Origin of the sequence: Novosphingobium panipatense, assembly GCF_900182875.1 — a bacterium.
GTDB lineage: Bacteria > Pseudomonadota > Alphaproteobacteria > Sphingomonadales > Sphingomonadaceae > Novosphingobium > Novosphingobium panipatense.
Window position 1 is genome coordinate 139035 of record NZ_FXUI01000004.1, and the last position, 20055, is coordinate 159089.

15 protein-coding genes are annotated in these 20055 nt (G+C 66.3%); 3 read left to right on the top strand and 12 right to left on the bottom strand.

The window, feature by feature from the left end; translation table 11 throughout:
- Positions 1 to 109: 109 nt before the first annotated feature.
- The 8 genes from QOL62_RS08285 to QOL62_RS08320 form a co-directional block, all read right to left on the bottom strand.
- On the bottom strand, positions 110 to 1186 hold the full coding sequence (locus QOL62_RS08285) for a LacI family DNA-binding transcriptional regulator (protein WP_283405898.1): 1077 nt from the start codon (positions 1184 to 1186) through the stop codon (positions 110 to 112).
- 69 nt (positions 1187 to 1255) lie between these two features.
- Positions 1256 to 2098 (bottom strand): aldose 1-epimerase, encoded by an 843-nt coding sequence (locus tag QOL62_RS08290; protein WP_283405899.1) that lies wholly within the window; start codon positions 2096 to 2098, stop codon positions 1256 to 1258.
- Entirely contained in the window at positions 2095 to 3540 is a 1446-nt protein-coding gene (locus tag QOL62_RS08295) for a sugar porter family MFS transporter (protein ID WP_283405900.1), read from the bottom strand. Before QOL62_RS08295 ends, QOL62_RS08290 begins: the two co-directional genes overlap by 4 nt.
- A 41-nt stretch (positions 3541 to 3581) precedes the next feature.
- Positions 3582 to 4445: an SMP-30/gluconolactonase/LRE family protein gene (locus QOL62_RS08300; RefSeq protein ID WP_283405901.1), complete on the bottom strand. Its 864-nt coding sequence runs from the start codon at positions 4443 to 4445 to the stop codon at positions 3582 to 3584.
- Positions 4445 to 5236, bottom strand: coding sequence for a D-xylose 1-dehydrogenase (gene xylB, locus QOL62_RS08305; protein WP_283405902.1), 792 nt, complete (start codon positions 5234 to 5236; stop codon positions 4445 to 4447). The genes QOL62_RS08300 and xylB overlap by 1 nt, the downstream gene beginning before the upstream one ends.
- 24 nt (positions 5237 to 5260) lie before the next feature.
- Positions 5261 to 6412 (bottom strand): fumarylacetoacetate hydrolase family protein, encoded by a 1152-nt coding sequence (locus tag QOL62_RS08310; protein WP_283405903.1) that lies wholly within the window; start codon positions 6410 to 6412, stop codon positions 5261 to 5263.
- Positions 6413 to 6426: 14 nt separating this feature from the next.
- On the bottom strand, positions 6427 to 8055 hold the full coding sequence (locus tag QOL62_RS08315) for a family 43 glycosylhydrolase (protein ID WP_283405904.1): 1629 nt from the start codon (positions 8053 to 8055) through the stop codon (positions 6427 to 6429).
- 109 nt (positions 8056 to 8164) lie between these two features.
- Positions 8165 to 9679 carry a UxaA family hydrolase gene (locus QOL62_RS08320; RefSeq protein ID WP_283405905.1) on the bottom strand — a complete coding sequence of 505 codons (1515 nt, stop codon included), beginning with the start codon at positions 9677 to 9679 and terminating at the stop codon, positions 8165 to 8167.
- Positions 9680 to 9760: 81 nt separating this feature from the next.
- Between QOL62_RS08320 and uxaC the strand changes: the two genes are divergently transcribed.
- Together uxaC and QOL62_RS08330 are read left to right on the top strand one after the other, a co-directional pair.
- Entirely contained in the window at positions 9761 to 11218 is a 1458-nt protein-coding gene (gene uxaC, locus QOL62_RS08325) for a glucuronate isomerase (protein WP_283405906.1), read from the top strand.
- Positions 11215 to 12645: a mannitol dehydrogenase family protein gene (locus QOL62_RS08330; RefSeq protein ID WP_283405907.1), complete on the top strand. Its 1431-nt coding sequence runs from the start codon at positions 11215 to 11217 to the stop codon at positions 12643 to 12645. The genes uxaC and QOL62_RS08330 overlap by 4 nt, the downstream gene beginning before the upstream one ends.
- On the opposite strand, the gene QOL62_RS08335 is transcribed toward QOL62_RS08330, so the two are convergent.
- From QOL62_RS08335 to QOL62_RS08345, 3 genes are all read right to left on the bottom strand, one after another.
- Positions 12646 to 13698 carry a LacI family DNA-binding transcriptional regulator gene (locus QOL62_RS08335; protein ID WP_283405908.1) on the bottom strand — a complete coding sequence of 351 codons (1053 nt, stop codon included), beginning with the start codon at positions 13696 to 13698 and terminating at the stop codon, positions 12646 to 12648.
- A gap of 49 nt (positions 13699 to 13747) precedes the next feature.
- Complete coding sequence (locus tag QOL62_RS08340) at positions 13748 to 14746, bottom strand: alpha/beta hydrolase (RefSeq protein WP_283405909.1); 999 nt, start codon at positions 14744 to 14746, stop codon at positions 13748 to 13750.
- Positions 14747 to 14820: 74 nt separating this feature from the next.
- Complete coding sequence (locus QOL62_RS08345; RefSeq protein ID WP_103729128.1) at positions 14821 to 17712, bottom strand: TonB-dependent receptor; 2892 nt, start codon at positions 17710 to 17712, stop codon at positions 14821 to 14823.
- Between the two features lie 349 nt (positions 17713 to 18061).
- On the opposite strand from QOL62_RS08345, the gene QOL62_RS08350 reads away from it, so the two are divergent.
- Positions 18062 to 18412 carry a cupin domain-containing protein gene (locus QOL62_RS08350; RefSeq protein WP_283406038.1) on the top strand — a complete coding sequence of 117 codons (351 nt, stop codon included), beginning with the start codon at positions 18062 to 18064 and terminating at the stop codon, positions 18410 to 18412.
- Positions 18413 to 18416: 4 nt separating this feature from the next.
- Here the strand turns inward: QOL62_RS08350 and QOL62_RS08355 are convergent, their stop codons facing one another.
- Positions 18417 to 19967, bottom strand: coding sequence for a carboxylesterase/lipase family protein (locus QOL62_RS08355; protein ID WP_283405910.1), 1551 nt, complete (start codon positions 19965 to 19967; stop codon positions 18417 to 18419).
- Positions 19968 to 20055 lie beyond the last annotated feature (88 nt).

The following is a 20055-nucleotide window of genomic DNA, read 5'->3' on the forward strand; positions in this document are numbered from 1 at the left end:
TACGCTTGGTATCCGGCCCGGATGATACCGGTGTCAATAGCCGATGCTCGATGTTTTTCCCGGATAATTCCTCCCGAATGATCGGCCCCTGGTGACAGAGAGGAGGGCGTCAGGCGGGGGGAGCGGCGTCAGACTGGCGCAGAACCAGTTCAAACCCCATTCGGGTATGACGCGGCGACGGACTGCGGCCGTCACGAACCGTCCGGATGTCGTCCACCAGGAGTTGCACCGCCGCGCGGGACATATCGGCGATGGGCTGGCGTATGGTCGTCAGCTCCGGCCAGGTCGTCGTCGCCTGGGGCGCATCGTCGAAACCGACCACGCTTAGATCGCCCGGCACATCAAGCCCCAGCCGATGCGCGACCGCTACCGCCGCTGCCGCCATGTCGTCATTGCTGGCGAAGATGGCCGTTGGGGGAGGCACGAGGGCCAGCAGCCGTTGCGCTGCCTCAAGCCCCGATCGGTAGGTGAAGAGCCCCTGCACCACCAGTTCAGGTTCGGAGGCGAGCTGTTCTTCGTTCAAGGCATCGCCATAGCCTTGCAGGCGCAGCGCCGACGCTGTCTGGTCCGGAGCGCCGGAGATGAAGCCGATGCGCCGGTGCCCCAGCTCTGTCAGGTGGCGTGTCATGGCCGCTGCCGCGGCGCGGTCGTCGATGCTGACGGAGGACAAACCAGCCGGCGGACGGCCCGAGGCGACCACGACGGCGGGAATCTCGGCTTCCTGCAGGAAGCGGTGGATCGCATCGGCGTCGCAGAGCGGCGGCGGCAGGATCACACCGTCCACCCCGCCTTCGACCAACCGCTGCACGATGACGGCCCGCTCTTCCGGCCTCTCGCAGAGTTGCACCACCAGTTGCACGTTCGCGCGGCTGGCCTGGTCCAGGCTGCCGACAAGAAACTCGTTCAGGTATCCTGCGCTCGGGTTGCTGTAGAGCAGGCCAATGCGGATCTCGCTGGCGGCGGCGAGATTGCGGGCTGCCATGCTCGGCGAATAGTTCAAGGCCTTGATCGCGGCTTGCACCCGTTCGCGGGTTTCCTCCCGCACATTGGTCTTGCCGTTCATCACGCGCGATACAGTCATCAGGGAGACCCCGGCCTCGCGCGCGACGTCCGATATCGTCGGCCCGGCCCGCGAACGGCGGGAAGAACGCGCGCGCACGGGCAGTCCCTCGATTTCGTCAACCATGCGCGATCCTCTCCGGGCTGGAGCCGGCGGTGCTATCCTGCGGGAGACCCGCTTGCAAATGCACGCCCATCAGCGGACGCGGATCTCCATGGCAAGGCGCTGCGTCGCACCCGCTGACAGGACCCTGCCGCCTGCCGCGGCGAAAGGCGGCCGGTTCACGGCATCGGGCATCTGGCTGGTCGGCTCCAGGCAGATGAAGTCCTTACCGGGCGGCGCGAAGACATGCAGGTAGCGCGCTTCGGGCGATGACACGATGATCGTCTTATCCCAGGTCGCCGTACCGTCCCAGCCGTGCCAGCAGTTGTCGATCATGCCGGCGCCTTGCGGCTCCGCACCCTTTGCGAAATCGCCGAAGCTATCAGCGGGCATCGCCTCGACCGGCAGATCATCCGCGTCGTTGCGCCAAACACCCTTTGCCGTGAACGCCAGCACCGCACCCGGCCTTCGCACGAGATAGGGATGATGGCCAAGTCCGCAGGGCATCGGCCTGGAAGAGCGGTTGACGGCATCGAGCGTGACGCGCAGCGCGCCGTCCTCCAGCACAAAGTGCTGGGTGGCGGACCAGTCCCATGGCCAGTCGGCATCCGCTTCGTGCGTGCAGGAAAGCAGGGCGCTGTCTACGGTCTGACGGTCGACGGTCCACGTCTTCAGCCAGCCAAGGCCATGCAGCGGATGCGCGAACTCGGGAACATTCCGCGGCAGGGCGTGGTCCTCGCCGTCGAAAGTGAACCGGCCCCTCGCTATACGGTTGCAATAGGGCACCAGCGGAAATGACGCGCTGTCCAGCGGATGCGCCGCAGCGGATGCTGTCGGCCGAAGAACGGCGCGCCCGGCCACCGAAAAGCTGCCGAGCGCGCCGCCCAGATGAGGCAGCAGCATCGCTTCGCTGCTGCCGGCGCGCAGGTGGATCAACCCGCCATCTCCTCCAGCGTCCGGCCGCGCGTCTCAGTGACCATGGCGCGCACGAAGAAGAACGAGAGAAGCGCGCTCATCGAGTAGAACCCGTAAGTGAGTGGAAGGCCCAGCCCCGATGCCATCGCCGGGAAGCTGACCGAGATGCCGAAGTTGGCGATCCACTGCGCAAAGCCCGAGACGGCCAGGGCCGAACCGCGGATCTGGTTGGGGAACATCTCGCCCAGCATCACCCACATGACCGGGCCCCAGCTCAGATTGAAGAACACGACGTAGGCATTCGCGGCGATCAGCGCGACAAGGCCGGTCTGGTCGGACAGCGTCAGGTGACCGTCCACGAAGGTGCCACTGGCAAAGCAGACCGCCATCGTGCCGAGCGTGACCGCCATGCCTGCCGAGCCGGCGAGCAGCAGCGGCTTGCGTCCCAGCCTGTCGATGAGCAGCACCGTCACGAGACAGGCCAGGATCGAAAGCGAACCGGACAGGATGTTGATCAGCAGCGCGTCGCCTTCGGAAAAGCCGACCGACTGCCACAGCACGGCGCCATAGTAGAACACGATGTTGATGCCGACCAGTTGCTGGAAGATGGCGATACCGATACCGGCCCAGACCAGCCGGCGCAGGCGACCGGTGGCAGGGTCCTTCAAATCGGCGAAGCTGGGGCGATGGTTATCCGCAGCAAGGCTCGCGCGAATGTCGGCGACCATGCCGGTCGCGGTAGCACTTCCGAAGATGCGCTTCAGGACGGCGTAAGCCTCGGCTTCACGGCCGCGCGCGACGAGATAGCGCGGGCTCTCCGGAATCATGAACAGCGCTCCCAGGTAAATCACGGCGGGGATCACCTGCATCCAGAACATCCAGCGCCATGCCGGAAGGTCCAGCCACAGCGGCTCGGTGCTGGAACCGGCGTTCCTTGCCAGCGCCCAGTTGGCCACGAACGCGCCCGTCAGGCCAGTGATGATCATGATCTGCTGCAGACTGGACAGCCGCCCGCGGATCGAGGCGGGCGTCACTTCGCTGATATAGACCGGTGCCAGCACGCTGGCCGCGCCCACGCCCACGCCCACGCCGCCGATGAAGCGGGCGATGATGAACAGCGCGGAACTTGTCGCGGCCCCGGCGCCCAGGGCGCTGACCACGAACAGCGCCGCGCCGATCATCATGACGCTGCGCCGGCCCCAGACGTCGGCCAGCCGCCCCGCCATGAAGGCGCCGACGGCGCAGCCCAGCAGGATTGCCCCGACGTTGAGGCCGGTCCCGAGGTCGGACAAGTCGAAGGCACTTTCCAGCCCGTCCTGCGTGCCGTTGATCACCCCGCTGTCATAGCCGAACATGAAGCCACCGATCGTCGCGACCGCAACGATCATGGCGACGAAGGCCATGTTGACTCTGCCTTCGGGCGCGAGCCCCCCATCCGTCCTGCCGATATCCACCGACGCCATCCGCTGCTCCTCTTCCCGTTGTCTTGCTCGTGCCGGTCGTTCTAGACCGAAGGATATTCGGGCGCGAGCCCCGGCACCTCAACCGTGAATGTGAACAGGTCCCCGGCGGCGGGCTGCGCCGCCAGTTCGCCTTGCGACAAGCCCTTGCGCGCGGTAGTGGCGTAGACGGTGGTAAGGTCGGCACCGCCAAATGCGATCTTGGTCACATTGGCGACCGGGAATTCCACCTTGCCGAGCATCGTCCCATCCGGCGCGAAACGCACCACGCCCCAGCCCCCGAACAGCCCGACCCACACAGTACCCGCGCTGTCCACGGCCGGGCCGTCGGGGTAACCCATGCCAGGAGGCACACGCGCGAAGATCCGCGTCACGCCGGGGTGACCCTCGGCATCCACCGGCGCAGACAGGATCGTTCGCTCCAGCGTGTCGACCAAGTAGACGGTCCGCCCGTCGGGCGAGAAGGCCGGACCGTTGGTGATGATCATCGGCTTGGGCGAGAGTGCCGTGCAGACGCCCGCATGGAGGCGATAGTAGCCGCCGCTTGGCGCGTCCTCGGCATTGTCCATAGTGCCCAGCCAGACCGAACCGTCCGGGTGGACGGCGGCGTCGTTCAGGCGGTTGCCCGGCAGGTCCTGCTCCACGGCATGAAGCAGCGTGAAGGCGCCGCGGGCATGGCGATGCACGCCCGCCTTCGCGCCGACCAGCAGCGCGCCGTCACGCAGCGGGACAACCCAGCCCGGTTCCTCGGGAGCGGCCGTACTCTCCAGCGCGCCCGTTTTCGGATCGAAGCGATGCAAACGATGGCCCTTGATATCGACGAACCACAGGCATTCGCGCGCGATATCCCAGACCGGCCCCTCGCCCAGCGCAGCGCCGACCTTCACGGCGACTTCGGGAATCATCATCAGCGCCAGCCCGCATCGACGAAATACTCGTGCCCGGTACACATGCGCGCATCGTCGGAGGCGAGAAACAGCGCAAGGGCTGCTACATCGGCAGGCTGCACCCGCGCCTTGAGGCACTGGGCGTCAAGGATCTCGCGCTCGCCTTCGGGCGTGTACCATCTTTCCTGCCGCGGGGTCTGGACATTCCCCGGAACGATCGCACAGACACGGATGTTGCGCTCACCCAGTTCCCGGGCCATCGCCCGGGTCATGCCCTCGATACCGGCCTTGGCCGTCTGATAGAGCGAGAGCTGATCGAGCGCGAGGTGCCAGCTGATCGAACCGAAGTTCAGGATCACGCCGCCGCCTGCCGCTTCCATCAGAGGCACGGCGGCCTGCGCGGCAAAGAACAGGTGCCGCAGGTTCACCGCCATGCGGTCGTCCCAGTATTCGGCCGTCACGTCTTCCAGTGCATGGCGATCATCGTTGGCGGCGTTGTTCACGAGCACGTGAAGACCGCGCAGCTGGTCATGCGCCGCGGCCACCTGCGCCTGCACGAAGGACAGATCGCGCAGATCGCCCGCAACGAAGCGCGGGGCAAACTCGACCGTATCGGCCAGACGCTCCACCAGCGCGTGCGAGGGTTCGGCGGCGATGTCGACGAAGAAGACTTTCGCTCCCTGCCGCGCGAAAGCCTCCACAAGGGCCGCACCGATGCCCGAGCCACCGCCCGAGACGAATACCCCCTTGCCCGCAAGCGATGGATAACGTGCCGTAGGCGCTTCGGGCCGGGGGGAGGCGGTGGTCAGCATGATCGTCCTTCGGGTCTGGATGAGTCAGGCCAGCGCATCGGAGCGGGTGGCGTGGCCTGCCACCGTCAGCCCGCGCAAAGCCAGGTTGCGGTAGAGAGCGGAGATGCCGGTTTCCCAGGCGGGTGCATCACGCGATGTGGTCACGGTGTTGACCAGCCTGCCCAGCCGTGCACTCGAGATGGTCACCACATCCCCCACCTTGTGCGTGAAGCCGCGCCCGGATGCATCGCGGTCCTGCGTGGGCGCGAACAGCGTTCCCAGGAACAGCACCACGCCGTCGGGGTACTGGTGTTCGGAGAAGCACTGGCGCAACAGCTCAAGCGGTGGGCGGCTGATCTGCGACATACGGCTTTCGCCTTCCAGCGTGAAGCCGTCGGTGCCATCGATCCGCAGCAGAACCTGCGCAGTCTCGATGTCGCCGACGCCGAAAGCCGCGTCGAAAAGGCGCACGAACGGGCCGATCGAGCAGCTGGCGTTGTTGTCCTTGGCCTTGCCCAGCAACAGCGCCGAGCGCCCCTCGAAGTCGCGAAGATTGACATCGTTGCCCAGCGTTGCGCCTATCGCCGTGCCCCGCGCATCGGCAAGGATGACCACTTCAGGCTCCGGGTTATTCCAGCCGGAATCCGACCGCACGCCGATCTCGGCGCCCGATCCGACCGTGGCAAGCACCGGCGCCTTGGTGAAGATCTCGGCATCCGGCCCGATCGCCACTTCCAGATACTGCGACCACATCCCGTCCTCGATCAGAGCCGCCTTGAGCGCCGCGGCCTCCGGACTGCCCGGCACGACGGCGCGGATGGACCCCCCGATGCGCGCCTCCAGCCCGCTGCGCACCGCCTGCGCCTTTTCCGCGTCCCCCCGCGCGCGCTCTTCGATCACGCGCTCCAGCGCGGAGACGGCGAACGTGACGCCCGCCGCCTTGACGCATTGCAGGTCGATCGGACTGAGCAGCGTGGCCATCGCCAGCACCTCCTCCACCGGCCCCACCGCCTTGCCACGCGCCGGATCGAAGGCGCCCATAGCGACGAGGTCGGAAACGGTGGGTGCAACGCCGGACATGTCGTGGACGAAGCCGCCTTCCAGCAGGACCGGGGTGGGGCCTTCCCCCAGGTCAAGCCGGCCGAGGAACAGGCCTTCACGCCAGTCCGAAGGGAGCATCGATAGAACGTCGGCCATGTCGTGAGGCTCCTTCAGAGGGCGCGGAACTTGAAATCGCGGAACCGGGCTGCCCCCTTCCCCGCAGCATAGAGGCCGGGCCGCAGCATGAGGAAGCCGCCACGGACATTGTGGTGGTAGCCGGATGTCTCCATGCCCCGGTCGAAGCGCTTCCAGGTCTTCCCGCCATCGCCGCTGGTGTGGAACGAGACGATATGGCGGTCATTGCGCACGCGCATCAGCATACGGCTACCGTGCGGATTGGCCGGCCGCCCACGCTCCAGGCCATACTGGTGTGTCACGAACTTCTGCCCGTCGAAGCCCAGACCGCAATAGAGCTGATGATCGTAGAACAGCAGCAGTCCGGCCGTGACGCCGGGATCGATCTCGATCTCGCACTGGAACTCGTAAGCGGTATCACCCGCAATCAGCAGCAGCGGCGAGGAATTGGCGGGCGCGGTGCCGCTGGCCGTGAGATGCAGGCGCTTGTCCGCCACCCGGAGGCGCTTCGCTTCGTCCGGCGCGGGCTTGAAGAAATTCCAGCGCCGCCCGATCTCCAGTGTCGAGAAGTCATCGGAAAGCGGCATGCCGTGGGGTCCGGCCTTGCTGCCCCCCTTGGGTGCGGCCAGCGGTCGCGAAAGATCGCCGCCGTCCATGCGGAACCAGCCATCCGCCGTCCAGGTCACCGGATCGAGCAGGGTCTGGCGGCCCAGCGTCCAGAAGTCCTTCTCGAACCCGTGGTAGACCGACCACCAGTCCCCCGCCGGTCCCTCGAAAACAGTCGCGTGCCCGCGCGACCACCAGGCTTGCGATATGTCGGTGGTCCGCACGATGGGATTGTGCGGGCAGTTCTCCCAGGGACCGTGGATCGACCGGGATCGTGCGGCGATCACCATGTGACCGGTCGGCGGGCCGGCGGTGCCACCCACCGCGGTCACGAGATAGAAGTATTCGCCGCGGCGCACGATCTTGGGACCTTCGGGAGAGAACCCCTCCACTTCCCAATCGTCGGGGTAACGCCATGGATCGTAGACATGCTCCACCTCGCCCACGGTGGAAAGGCCGTCCTGGGCAAGGCGGATGCGGTCCCCCCCTGAAAGGAACAGCCAGCGCGAGCCATCCTCGCCCACGGCGTGGCCCGGATCGATGTGATTGGGCAAACCGAGGCTGACCGGCTCGCTCCACGGCCCTTCCGCCTTGTCGGCCCAGACCACGTACTGCGCGTTCGGTGTGGCCTTGACCGTGAAATAGATGAAGAAACGCCCGGCGTGCTTGCTGATGTCCGGCGCCCAGACCGATCCAAGGTTCTTCTGCAGCGCCGCCGTGAGCGGCCGCCAGTTGATCAGGTCGCGCGAGTGCCAGACCACCAGACCCGGATAGGAATCGAAGGTCGAGAAGGTCATGTAGTAGTCCTTCCCGTCCTTCACGATGGTGGGATCGGGATGGTCGCCGGCCATCAGCGGGTTGAGGTAACGGCCGTCACCCAGATCCGCGATGCGCTGGTTGTCGAACCCGCGTCGATAAGGGGGTACAGGTCCGCTCACCCCGGCCGTTGAAGCGGTAGCCGGGCACTCGTCCTTCGCCGCGGCGCGCGAGGTCTGGACGCTGGCCAGCGACAGTGCCCCTATGCCCGCCGTCAACGCTTCCCGCCGGTCGAACTTCATGCCTCTCTCCCTTTCTGCTATTTATGCTAGCGCTATCATTCCTGGCTTTGGTGTCAACGCGAATTCGGGATGACACCTTTTCCTGAGCACTAATGCGGGGCTTCAGCTCTCAGAGCGTGACACCACGCTTCCAGATGCCGATGGCGCGCTCGTCGTTGCTTTCGTTGCGGGCGGGTTCGCCGCTGGCAATGGCAAGGATGCGGGTCAGCAACGCTTCCGCCGCGCCTGCCATGCCCAGTTCAAGCACTTGCCCGCCGTCGAAATCGATCCAACCGGCCTTGCGCTCGGCCACCGCGTGATTGGACGCGATCTTCACCGTCGGCACGGGGCTGCCCAGGGGCGTGCCCCGCCCGGTCGAGAACAGGGTGATCGTAGCCCCTGCCGCTGCCAGCGCCGTGGTGGAAACGGCATCGTTTCCAGGCGCCTCCAGCACTGTCAGGCCACCCGGCGCCCTCCTTGCACAGATGCGCTCGCCATAGGCGATGACGTCCTGCACCGGGGCAAGGCCACCTTTCTGCACCGCTCCCAGCGACTTCTCCTCCAGTGTGGTGATGCCGCCCGCGATATTGCCGGGGCTGGGATTTTCCGAAACCGGCTCGCCGTGCTCGATGAAGTAGCGCTTGAACCCATTCACCAGCTCGGAAAGCCGTTCGAACACGGTTTCGCTGGTGGCGCGTTCCAGCAGCAGGTTTTCCGCGCCGAAGATCTCGGGGATTTCGGTCAGGATAGCAGCGCCGCCCGCCTGAGTCACCGCATCCGCCATCAGCCCGATGAGCGGGTTCGCGGTGAGACCGCTCATCGCATCCGACCCGCCGCATTTCACACCCAGCCGCAGCTTCGACAGCGGCACTTCGGTGCGCTTGTCCGCCGCCATGAGCCCGATCAGTTCCTCCACCAGCGCTTCTCCGGCAGCGAATTCGTCACCGGCCGATTGGGCGCGCAGCACGCGCAGACGCTCCCGCCGATCCTCGGGGATGCGCTGCAGCAACTGCTCCAGCTGGTTCGATTCGCAGCCCAGCCCCAGCAGCAGCACGCCGCCTGCGTTCGGGTTGAGCGCCAGCGAGGCGATCACCGCCGCCGTACCTTCCAGATCCGCTCCCAGCTGCGAACAGCCGAAGGGATGGTTGAAGGCATGGACACCATCGACGCCGGGCGCCTGCTTCAGATTGGCTCTGGCCGCGAGCCTTTCACCAAGACGGCCGACGCAGCCGACCGTCGGCAAGATCCAGAGTTCGTTGCGCGTGCCCACGCTGCCATCGGCGCGAATATACCCCCGGAAGGTGCGCGACGAGGCAGTGGCTTCAACACGTGGAGGAGAGCCGGTGAAGGCATAGGCCTGTTCGCCGGAAAGCGCGGTCCGGACGTTGTGGGTGTGCACATGCTCGCCCACCGCGATGTCGCACCTGGCAAGGCCGATGGGAGCGCGATAGCGGCGCACCGGAGCCCCTGCAGCGATCGGGGCGACAGCGAACTTGTGGCCTGCCGGGATCGCCTCGCGCAGCCGGATCGCCTCACCGTCCACCTTCACGTCCACCCCCGCCTCCAGCGGTTGAAGAGCGACGGCGACGTCGTCTTCAGCGCCAATCTTCATTACGGACACAGGGGGAGCAAGGGTATCGGCCATGGCCCGTCAATATCGCATTGCCAGCGCTGGCACAACTCGGTAATCGGCTGTCAAAGCCACTGACGTCCCGGGAGTATCCTGATGCCCAGCCTGTCGTTGCACCCCGACCGCCTGCTTCCCGCAGACCCGACCACTCGCGCGATCGCCCGGGAGCTTTACGCGCAGGTGGCCGGACTGCCGATCATCAGCCCGCATGGCCACACAGACCCGGAGTGGTTCGCCACCGATGCGGCCTGGACCAACGCGACCGAGCTCCTGCTGGCGCCTGACCATTACCTGTTCCGCATGCTCTATTCGCAAGGCGTGGACCTCGACGCGCTGGCGGTCCCCCGTAAGGGTGGCGTCGTGCCGCAAACCGCCCCGCGTGAGGCGTGGCGCGTGTTCGCCAGCCACTGGCACCTGTTCCGCGGCACGCCGTCGAGCATGTGGCTGCCGCATGTCTTCAGCGAAGTCTTCGGCATCGACGTCGCGCTGGATGCGGACACGGCAGACCACTATTACGATACCATCGGCGAGGCGCTCGCCTCTCCCGCGTTTCGCCCCCGCGCCCTGTTCGAACGGTTCGACATCGAACTGCTCGCCACCACGGAGGGCGCTGGCGACGATCTGAAGCACCACAAGGCAATCCGGGCCTCGGGCTGGAAGGGCAGGGTCGTCACCACGTACCGGCCCGACTCGGTGATCGACCCAGAGCATGACAGCTTCGCACGCGACATTGCCCGCTTCGCCGAGCTTGCGGGCGAGAATGTCGAGACATGGTCCGGCTATCTGGCCGCCCACCGCAAGCGCCGGGCCGACTTCCGCGCCATGGGGGCGACGGCGACCGACCACGGATTCCTCACGGCACGCACCGCCAATCTCTCGACGGCGGAGTGCGAAGCGCTGTTTGCAAAGGTGATGCGCGGGGCCCACGGGCAGACGGGGCCGAGCGCCGAGGAGGCCGAACTGTTCCGCGCGCAGATGCTCACGGAAATGGCGCGGATGAGCGTGGAGGACGGCATGACGATGCAGATCCACCCGGGCGCCACCCGCAACCACAACGCCCGCCTCTTCGCCAGCCATGGGCGGGACAAGGGCGCGGACATCCCCCGCGCGACCGAGTACGTCGAGGCGCTGCGCCCCATGCTGGACCTGCTGGGCAACGAACCGGACCTGAAAGTCATCCTCTTCACACTGGACGAGACGACGTATGCCCGCGAACTGGCGCCGCTCGCCGGGCATTATCCCTGCCTGAAGCTCGGCCCGGCGTGGTGGTTCCACGATAGCCCCGAAGGCATGCGCCGCTTCCGGGAGATGACAACCGAGACGGCGGGGTTCTACAACACCGTGGGCTTCAATGATGACACGCGCGCCTTCCTCTCGATTCCGGCGCGCCATGATGTCGCGCGGCGGATCGACTGCGGATTCCTCGCCCGCCTGGTTGCCGAACACCGGCTGCAGGACTGGGAAGCCGCGGAGCTTGCACAGGAGCTGACCGTCGGACTGGTGCGCAAGGCGTACGGCCTGGAAGCGCCGGTGCGCGTTGCGGAACCGGCATGACCCGGCTCTCCCAGGCAGCTCTGACCGCTCTGCCCGAAGGCATCGCAGCGCCACGGTATGACCGCTCAACCGTCACGAACGGCGTCGTTCATTTCGGCCCCGGCGCCTTCCATCGCGCCCATCAGGCCGCTGCGTTCGACACCCTGCTGGCGCACGATCCGCGCTGGGGGCTGACCGGCATCAGCCTCAATTCGCGCGGAGTGGCCGACTCCCTGAACCCACAGGACGGGCTCTACACGCTGGCCCTGCTCGATCTGGAGACGAGCTACCGTGTCATCGGGTCGATCGGACGGGTACTGACCCGGGATGATCCGGAGGCGATCCTCACGGCACTGGCGCATCACGATACCCGTGTGATCTCCTCCACCGTGACGGAGAAAGGATACTGTCTGAACGCCGACGGCGCTCTCGATCTTGCGAACCCGGCCATCGCGACGGACCTCGAGGCGGCCCGAGCCGACGACTGGACGCCGGCCTCGTTCACCGGCTGGCTGGTTCGGGGCTTCCAGGTCCGCCGCCATGCCGGGCTGCCGGGCGTAACGGTGCTGTGCTGCGACAACTTGACGGACAACGGCCGCAAGCTGGAAGCCGCAGCCCTCGCGTTGGCAGGCGAGATCGATCCAGACACCGCGCGGTGGATCGCCGACAATGTCGCTTTCCCCAATGCCATGGTCGATTCCATCACTCCCGCCACCGACGCGGCCCTGCGCACGCGCGTGGCGCACGAAACCGGCCTTGAAGATGCCTGGCCGATCCAGCGCGAACGCTTCACCCAGTGGGTCATCGAAGACCGTTTCGCCGGCGAGCGTCCGGCGCTCGACGTCGCGGGCGTCACCTTCGCATCCAACGTGCGTCCGTTCGAAACTGCCAAGCTGCGCCTGCTCAACGGCGCGCACAGTTCGCTGGCCTATATCGGGCTGGGCATGGGCCTTGAAACGGTGGCCGACGCCATGGCCGACAGCACTCTGGCCGCTTTCGTCGAGCGGCTGATGCGCGTGGATATCGCGCCATCGGTCACCCCGCCACCCGGCCTCGATCTCGACGGCTACATCTCGGACGTGCTGGCACGGTTTCGCAATCCCGCAATCCGGCACCTGCTCTCGCAGATTGCCTGGGACGGTTCGCAGAAATTGCCTTACCGCCTGCTCGACACTGTGCGCGATGCCCTCGCCGCCGGACGCAGCGTGGAACGGCTGGCGCTGCCCATCGCGGCATGGCTGCGCTTTCTGGTGAGGGCAGCGAACGAGGGCCGCACGATCACTGACCCGCTCGGCCCGATGTTGCTGGCGCGCGCCGGAGACTGGCGCAGCGTTCTGGCCTTGCGCGAGGTCTTCGGCGATCTCGGCAGCGAGCCGCGTTTCGCACATGCGGTGGCGGCCGGACTGGCCTCGCTCGAGGCGGGACAGCCAGCACCGGCAGGCGTCTGATCAGCTTGCCGGCGGGGCTGGTCCCGTCGACTCGGCCGGTACAAGCCTGAGCGCCATCTCCGGCAAGGGCGGGACCTGCGTTCCCTCTATGGCCGCGATCAGCCTTGTAGCGGCGGCCGCGGCCATTTCTGCGAAGGGGCGCTGCACCGACGTCAGCGCGGGCGTCAGCATGCGGGTAAGCAGGCTTCCATCGAAGCCGATCACCGAAAGCGCCTCTGGAACCGCGATCCCTCTGATCGCCGCAACCTTAAGCACGCCGGCGGCCATGATGTCGTTGACGGCGAAGATCCCCGTCGGACGCATGGTCTGAGACAGAAGTTGCTCCGCACCAGCGACACCCGAGGCGAAATCGTAGTCGCCGGGCGCTTCGAGCACTTCGGCTCCACCCTCAAGCGCGGCTTCGATGAAGCCGGCGCGCCGTTCGGAAGCGGAGGAGACGTGCGCGGGACCATTGACGATCCCGAGCCGCCGATGGCCGAGGGCCAGCAGGTGACGGGCCACGTCGGCCCCCGCCGCACGCTCCTTGCTGATGATTACTTCGCTAAAGCCCGGAATAGGGACCGACGACAGTGCGACGGCGCGCACCTGCGCCTCCGCGAGCGCGGCGGCCAGACCGGATATGCCGGATACCGGCGGCAGCACGACGAGCCCGTCGACCCGCGAGCGATCGACGAACGCCAGCACGTCGCGGGCCGCTTCGCGCGGGTCGAGCGGGGTGGGATGCACGATCAGTTCATAGCCGCTCTCAGCCGTTCGTGCCGCCACGCCACGCTGGGTGGCGTCAAGCACCAGCGCATTGCGGTCGTTGTGGATCAGCCCGATCAGAAAGGAGCGCCGCAGCGCCAGCGCCCTCGCCCGCGCACTGGGCTTGAACTGCAGCGCCGCGATCGCGTCTTCGATCCGCGCGCGCGTCTCCGCGTTGACCTTGGAAGACTTGTTGAGCACCCTCGATACCGTGCGGATCGAAACGCCTGCTGCCGCAGCGACATCCTCGATGGTGGCGTCACCGCCGTGGAGCTTCACGGCATGCGGGGCTGTAGGGGCATCGTCCATCGGCAGACTTCTATGCCCTGCGCCGCCCCGATCAAGCGCCAGTGTGGCTTCAGGCGAAACCCACCGTCCGCGTCCAGGCGCGCCATAAGTCCGGCCAGGCTTCCACCGGCTTGCCGATCGCCCGGTGCAGGCCGAAGCCGTGGCCGCCATTGGCGAAGAGGTGCGTTTCCACCCGTATGCCCCGTGCCTTGAGCGCCGCGCGCAGACGCACGCTGTTCTCCACCGGCACGACATCGTCGTCCTCGGCGTGGACCAGGAAGTGCGGCGGTGCATCGGCCGGCACCGTCTGGTCGGGTGAATGCGCCGCTGCGTCCTGCAGCGACGGCGCGGGGCCGAGCAGCAGATTGCGCGATCCGGCGTGTGCGATGGCCGGATCCATGCTCACCACCGGGTAGATCGGCGCGGCACAGTGCGGCCTGGCGGACAGACCGTCCGCCGCATCCACCGGATCGTAGACCCTGGCGGCAAAACGCGTGCTGAGATCCGCGCACAGGTGTCCACCCGCCGAAAAACCCATCGCCGCGACTCGCTCCGGATCGATGGCGTATTCCTTTGCGCGATGCCGGATCAGGCGCATGGCGCGCTGCGCATCCGCAAGGGCGGTGTCGGCTCCGCTCGACCAGCCCTCACCGGGCAGGCGATAGAACAGCACGAAGGCGGTGAAGCCGCGCGCGGTGAGCCAGCGGGCGATCTCGTAGCCTTCCTTGTCGACCACAATCCAGCGATAGCCGCCGCCCGGCGTGATCATCACCGCCGCGCCGTTAGGCCGGTCGGGCCGGAATACCGCAAGGCGCGGACGGGTGATGCCGTAAACCGCGCGATCGGTCACGAGGGCGTCGGCGGAGCGTTCGTTCACCGTCTCGGTCAGCGCTGCCTTGAGCCTGGCCGGCGGGCCCTTCGGCCACAGGTCGATCGTCTCGTGCGGTTGAGGCAGTCCGGGCGGCAGCGCGTTCGAAGCGGTCGGCGGCGGCGTCTGTGCCTCCGCCCGCGCGGCAAAGCCGGCAGCGGCAAGGGAACCGGCGATGAGGGTCCTGCGATCGAAGTCCAACGGCGGCTCCCTTCGAAAAGAAAAAATGCGTGGCCCGCCGCAAAGGCGACGAGCCACGCGTCAGGGGGAGGGAATCAAATCTTTGCGCGCGCGCCGAACAGGATCGTGCGTCCGAAGTGGTTGTTCTCGTAGTTGCGGTTCGCGTAGATGTCGTTGGTGCGGTAGCGATACTCGTCGGTCAGGTTGTTGCCATCGATCGACAGTTCCAGCCATTCGGTAGCCTTGTAGCGGATCGCCGCATCAACGCTGGTGTACGAGCCGTACCCTTCGAAGATGTTGCCGGTCGCGCTGGTGGCGTCGCTGAAGGGCCCGCGATAGCTGACCGAGCCGCGGATCGAGAACTTGCCGTCGTCGTAGTAGAGCGTCGCGTTCCAGGCCTTCTCCGACACACCAAGTAGCGTGTTGTTGTAGATCGCCGAAACGCCGGTGAGACCGCAGGCGCCCGTCGTAGGATTGCGGGTGCAGGCCGTGACCGCCGGGCCGGTGATCTGGTAGTCGGCGCTGCTGTCGATGAAGGTCGCGTTGCCCTGGAAGCCGGTGTTGCGCAGGATGCCCGGCAGGAAGGTGAAGGGCATCTGCAGCGCGATCTCGACACCCTTGAGCGTCGCGCCCTCGCCGTTGACCTGCGACGACACCACGTATTCCTGATTCGGATCGTAGTTGAGGTAGGCAGGCGTGCTGGTGCCCAGCACGTCACGGCCCAGCCCGAGCTGCGGCAGAGTGGCGGTATACGTACCAGCGACCGGGAAGCTTTCGATCTTCTTGATAAAGCCCGCGACCGAAACCAGGGCCTGCGGCGCGAAGTACCACTCGACCGAAGCGTCGAAGTTGGTCGCGCGGAACGGGTCGAGGAACGGGTTGCCGAAGGTCACGCGATAGTTGAAGCCATCGACGGAGCCGCCCGGATTGAGGTTGCCGAGCGAGGGCCGGGTGATCACCTTGGCGATCGCGCCGCGCACGATCACGTCGGAGTGCGGGTAGAACGCCAGGTTCATCGACGGCAGCCAGTCGTCGTAGGTCCTCTCGACAGTGGCCGCCACCCCGGCGGTGTAGCCGGTCGACGTCTGCTTGGTGTGCGCATAGCGGATGCCGGCGTTGCCCGCGTACTCCAACCCGAAGATCTCGCCCTTGACGTCGAACTGCACGTAGCCGCCCGAAGTCTCTTCGCGCACGCGGCGATTGTTGCCCAGATCCTCCATGGCGGTGCGCCCGTAGAGGTTGGTGTAGTCGGCCGCCTTGTCGATGTCGGCCACCAGCCACGAACTGGTGGTGCCGCCGGGCTGGCCCGCGTCGCCAAGCTCGATCAGGCGCGAGAAGTCGGCCAACACGGGCAGGCCGTAGACGCTGGAGGAACAGGTCACCTGGCCCAGGATCAGGTCGGGCTGGCCGTTGGCGGCACAGGCCGCCGTGTCACGCATGAACAGCTGTGTGCGGAAGTCGTAGCGACGCCACACGGCGCCTGCCTTCACGGTGAAGCCTTCCGTCATGTCCCATTCGGTGCGCAGCTGCGCGGTCTTGAACTGGTTCTTGACGTAGGAGGGACGGTCGCGAATTTCGGCAAGCTGGAAGTTCGCCGGGTCAGTTACGTCGAGGTCGTAGCTCAGCACCGGCGACTTCATGTCGCTGTAGTCGAAGCTGAAGCCGTTGGCGTTGCGGTTGTCGTAGGCGAACGTCGTCTCGACCGGGATGTCGGCGTCAGACTGCGAGAAGCCGCCGAGCAGGGTGAAGCGGAAGGTGTCGCTGACGTCCTGCTCCCAGGTCGCGCCAACCTGGTAGAACTCGGTTTCCGACTTGCGCAGGTAGCTTTCAGTACGGACCCAGGCGTTGTTGTACGTACCGCCGATCATTGTGCCGGTATCGTCGTAGACCGGGTTCACCAGATTGAAGCGACGCTCGTTGGAGCGGGCGAGAACCTCGAGCCACTGCTCCTTGCGGTCTTCCTTGAACGAGGAATAGAGCCCGTCGATCGAGATCTTGGTGCGGTCGGTCGGCTCGAACTGGACCGAGCCCGTGAGGCCCAGGCGGCGGCGGTCATGTTCGACCTTGCCGTAGCGCGGGATGCGGGCGTGGAACGAAAGCGCGGCAGCGTCGCAGGCTGCGGACGGACGATAACCGCCGCCCGAGTTCACCGGGCTGCCCCCCGTCGGCCCCACGTCCGAGTAGAAGCAGGGCGTTCCGTTGACCGAGTTGAAGTAGGCCTGCGCCCAGCGCACGGTATTGTTGCCGGTTTCAAGCGTATCGGTATGCGAGTACGCAGCCGACAGGTTGACGCCGAACGTGCCTGCATCGTTCCTCCAGGACAGGAGGCCGGCGGCGCGGGGGCCGACATTGTCCGACAGGTCGTTGTACGAACCCTGGAGGTTGAGCACCCCTGTGAACCCCGCCTTGCCCGCAAGCGGATTGCCGGTGTTGAGGTCGACCACGGCGCCCAGTGATCCTTCGTCAAGGCTGGCTTCGGCGGTCTTGTGAACGACAAGGCTGCTGAACAGTTCCGAGGCGAAGACGTTGAAGTCGAACGCGCGGTCGCGGTTGGCGGATGCGCCGTCCGAGCTGGTGGCGATCGTTTCAAGGCCGTTCACGCGCACGCGGGTGAACTGCGCGCCAAGACCGCGCACGGTGATGGCACGGCCCTCACCTCCGTCGCGCTGGATCGAGATGCCCGGAATGCGCTGCAGCGATTCGGCAAGGTTCTGGTCCGGAAACTTGGCCATGTCCTCGGCGACAACGGCATCGACGGCCGAGATCGCTTCGCGCTTCACATTGAGCGCCGCTTCGAGCGACTTGCGAAAACCGGTGACGATGATCTCGTTCGCGGTGGCCGACTGATCTGCCGTTGCGGCATCGGCCGCAGCCTCGCTCACTTCCTGCGCCAGCGCCGCCTGCCCAAGCGTGCTCGATGCGGTCAGAGCGCTGCCTGCGAACAGAGCAGCCTTCAACAGCGTAATTCCGGTAACATGCCTGCGCATGACAACATCCCCTCACAGCCCGGTCAAAGGCACTTATGACATCGGTGTCAAAAGGAAGCGCGCATTCCGCAGCACTACTTCCGGCACCTCTACTCCCGCTCCTTCTGGAGCACGACGGCGACCCGCGGGGGATCGCCTCACCAGTTCCGAAGATCATCCTTGCGATCAGTGGTAACCGGTGTCATCAATATGTGACGCAGCGGGACTGCGGTGTCAATAGCCCGGTCGCAACACGATAAACATGGGAGAAGACGATGCAAATCTGGCGTATTTCAAAGCATTTCGCACCCCATTCGGAGCCGGCAGCGTGATTGCCGCGACTCTGCTGCTCGTCGCGGCAGCGCCGCCCATGGTGGTGATCGACGAGCGCGACACCGTCCGCGAGGAAGCCCCGCCGCATGGCAGCATCGGCATGAGCACCGCCTACCGCATCTCCGATGCCGCCCCCCCGCCCCGCGCGATGGAATTCCGTCGCCGCGTCCTTCACAAGGGCGCTGCGATCGGCGAACACCCGATTGCCCATGACGAGGTCTACTACGTCCTCTCGGGCGTTGGCGAAGTGGTGTCGGATGGCAGGCGTGAGACGCTGCGCGCGGGCATGACGGCCTACCTCTACGATGGCGCGGTGGTGGGTATCTGGCAGCGCGGCGAGGAACCGCTTTCGCTGATCGTCGCTTACCCCAACCCTCCGAAGAAGTGACCGCTCACACCCCCGGCTGCACGTAGGGCGCCTTCGCCCAAAGCTCCCGTTCCCAGCGGCGGGGGTCGTTCACCACCCGCGATCGCGCATCGAAGACCATGGTTGCGCGATTGGGCAGGCGATAGGACGACCATTCCGCCAGCCCGGGGCTGCCTGTCCTGGCCAGCCCGGTGAAGGCCGTCATCATCGTAGTGCTCAGGCCGCGCGCGACCGCATCGGTGCCCGAATAGCTGCCCGGTGCGTCAAGGGTACCGAAGACATAGGGGATGTCGTCGGTGTGCGCGGCGCCCCGCAGCGGGTCGCGCGGCGAACTGCGGTCCAGCTGATAGACCCACGTCGCCGTTGCCCCCGCAGCAGCGCGTTCGTCGGCTTCGATCACCTGCCCCGGCCAGGAGCGGCCCGCAGTTGTCGCCGCGTAGTAGACCTGCTCGGGCGTCCAGGCCGGTTCATGAAGGCGATACTGCTCCACCACCCAGACCGGATCGAGGTCTATCTTGATCTCGGGCTGGATGCGCGCGGCAAGGTTGCTCCAGTCGAGACCCTTCAGCTTCGGGCCACGGGGATCAAGGAAGGCGCGGGTTTCGTCGCGCACATTGCCCAGGATCATCGGAACACTTAGCGATTGCGGCGCGGCGTCGGGCCAGAAGGGATGACGCGGAAGGTTGGTCATGTCGAGTACCGGCCCGAAATAGACGCTTCCGCCCAGTATCGGATCGACCGCCGCCAGCCCTTCCCTCAGCCGCTCAATCGGCATGGTGCGCAGGCCTTCGACATCGGTTTTCAATGCCGCCAAAAAAGCCTGCGTGCGCGCCCAGGCGTGCGCAGGTCCGCTGGCCTGAACCTGCTGGCCGCTCATCGTCGCAGCACTGTGGAACAGCCCCCTTGCCGCAGGCATCGCCATCAGCGTGGCGATCTTGGCGCCTCCGCCGGATTGGCCGAAGACCATGACCCGCGCAGGATCCCCACCGAACGCCTCGACATGCGCGCGCACCCATTGAAGCGCCAGTATCAGGTCCAGCTGGCCAAGGTTGCCGCTGTCCGAGTATCGCGTGTCGAACGGCTTGAGCCAGGCATAGCCCAGCGCATTCAGCCTGTGGTTGACCGTCACCACCACGACGTCGCCGTCCGCCGCCAACCTGCCGCCGTGAGTCAGCGGGTCCGTCACCGAACCAGTGGTGTAGGCCCCGCCGTGGAAGTACACCATGACCGCCCGTTTCGCCCGAGGATTGATCTCTGGTGTCCAGACGTTGAGATAGAGGCAATCTTCCGCCTGTGCTTCATCCCCCAGCGCCCGCTGCGGGCAGATCGGCCCGAACGAGGTGGCCTGAAGGGCAGGGCCGTCCCACGGCTCCGCCACGGGCTGGGCGAAGCGTTCGGCGCGGGCGTAGCGGATACCCTTGAAGGCGAAGACGCCGTTTTCGGTGAGGCCCGTATAGCGGCCCGCTCGCGGAGCCCTGGCGGTGCGGGCAAGAACCGGCAGCGGCGACGCCAAGGCGGCGGCCGACCCAGCGGCCGTGGCAACAAGGGTGCGGCGGGTGAAATTGGCGTACGTCATGTTCAACTCTCCCGGCCCCGCTCATTATCCGCGAATTGCTCCGGCAGCGGTGGCTCTCTTGAGGTCTGCCTGCCTCGGCGTCGAGGCG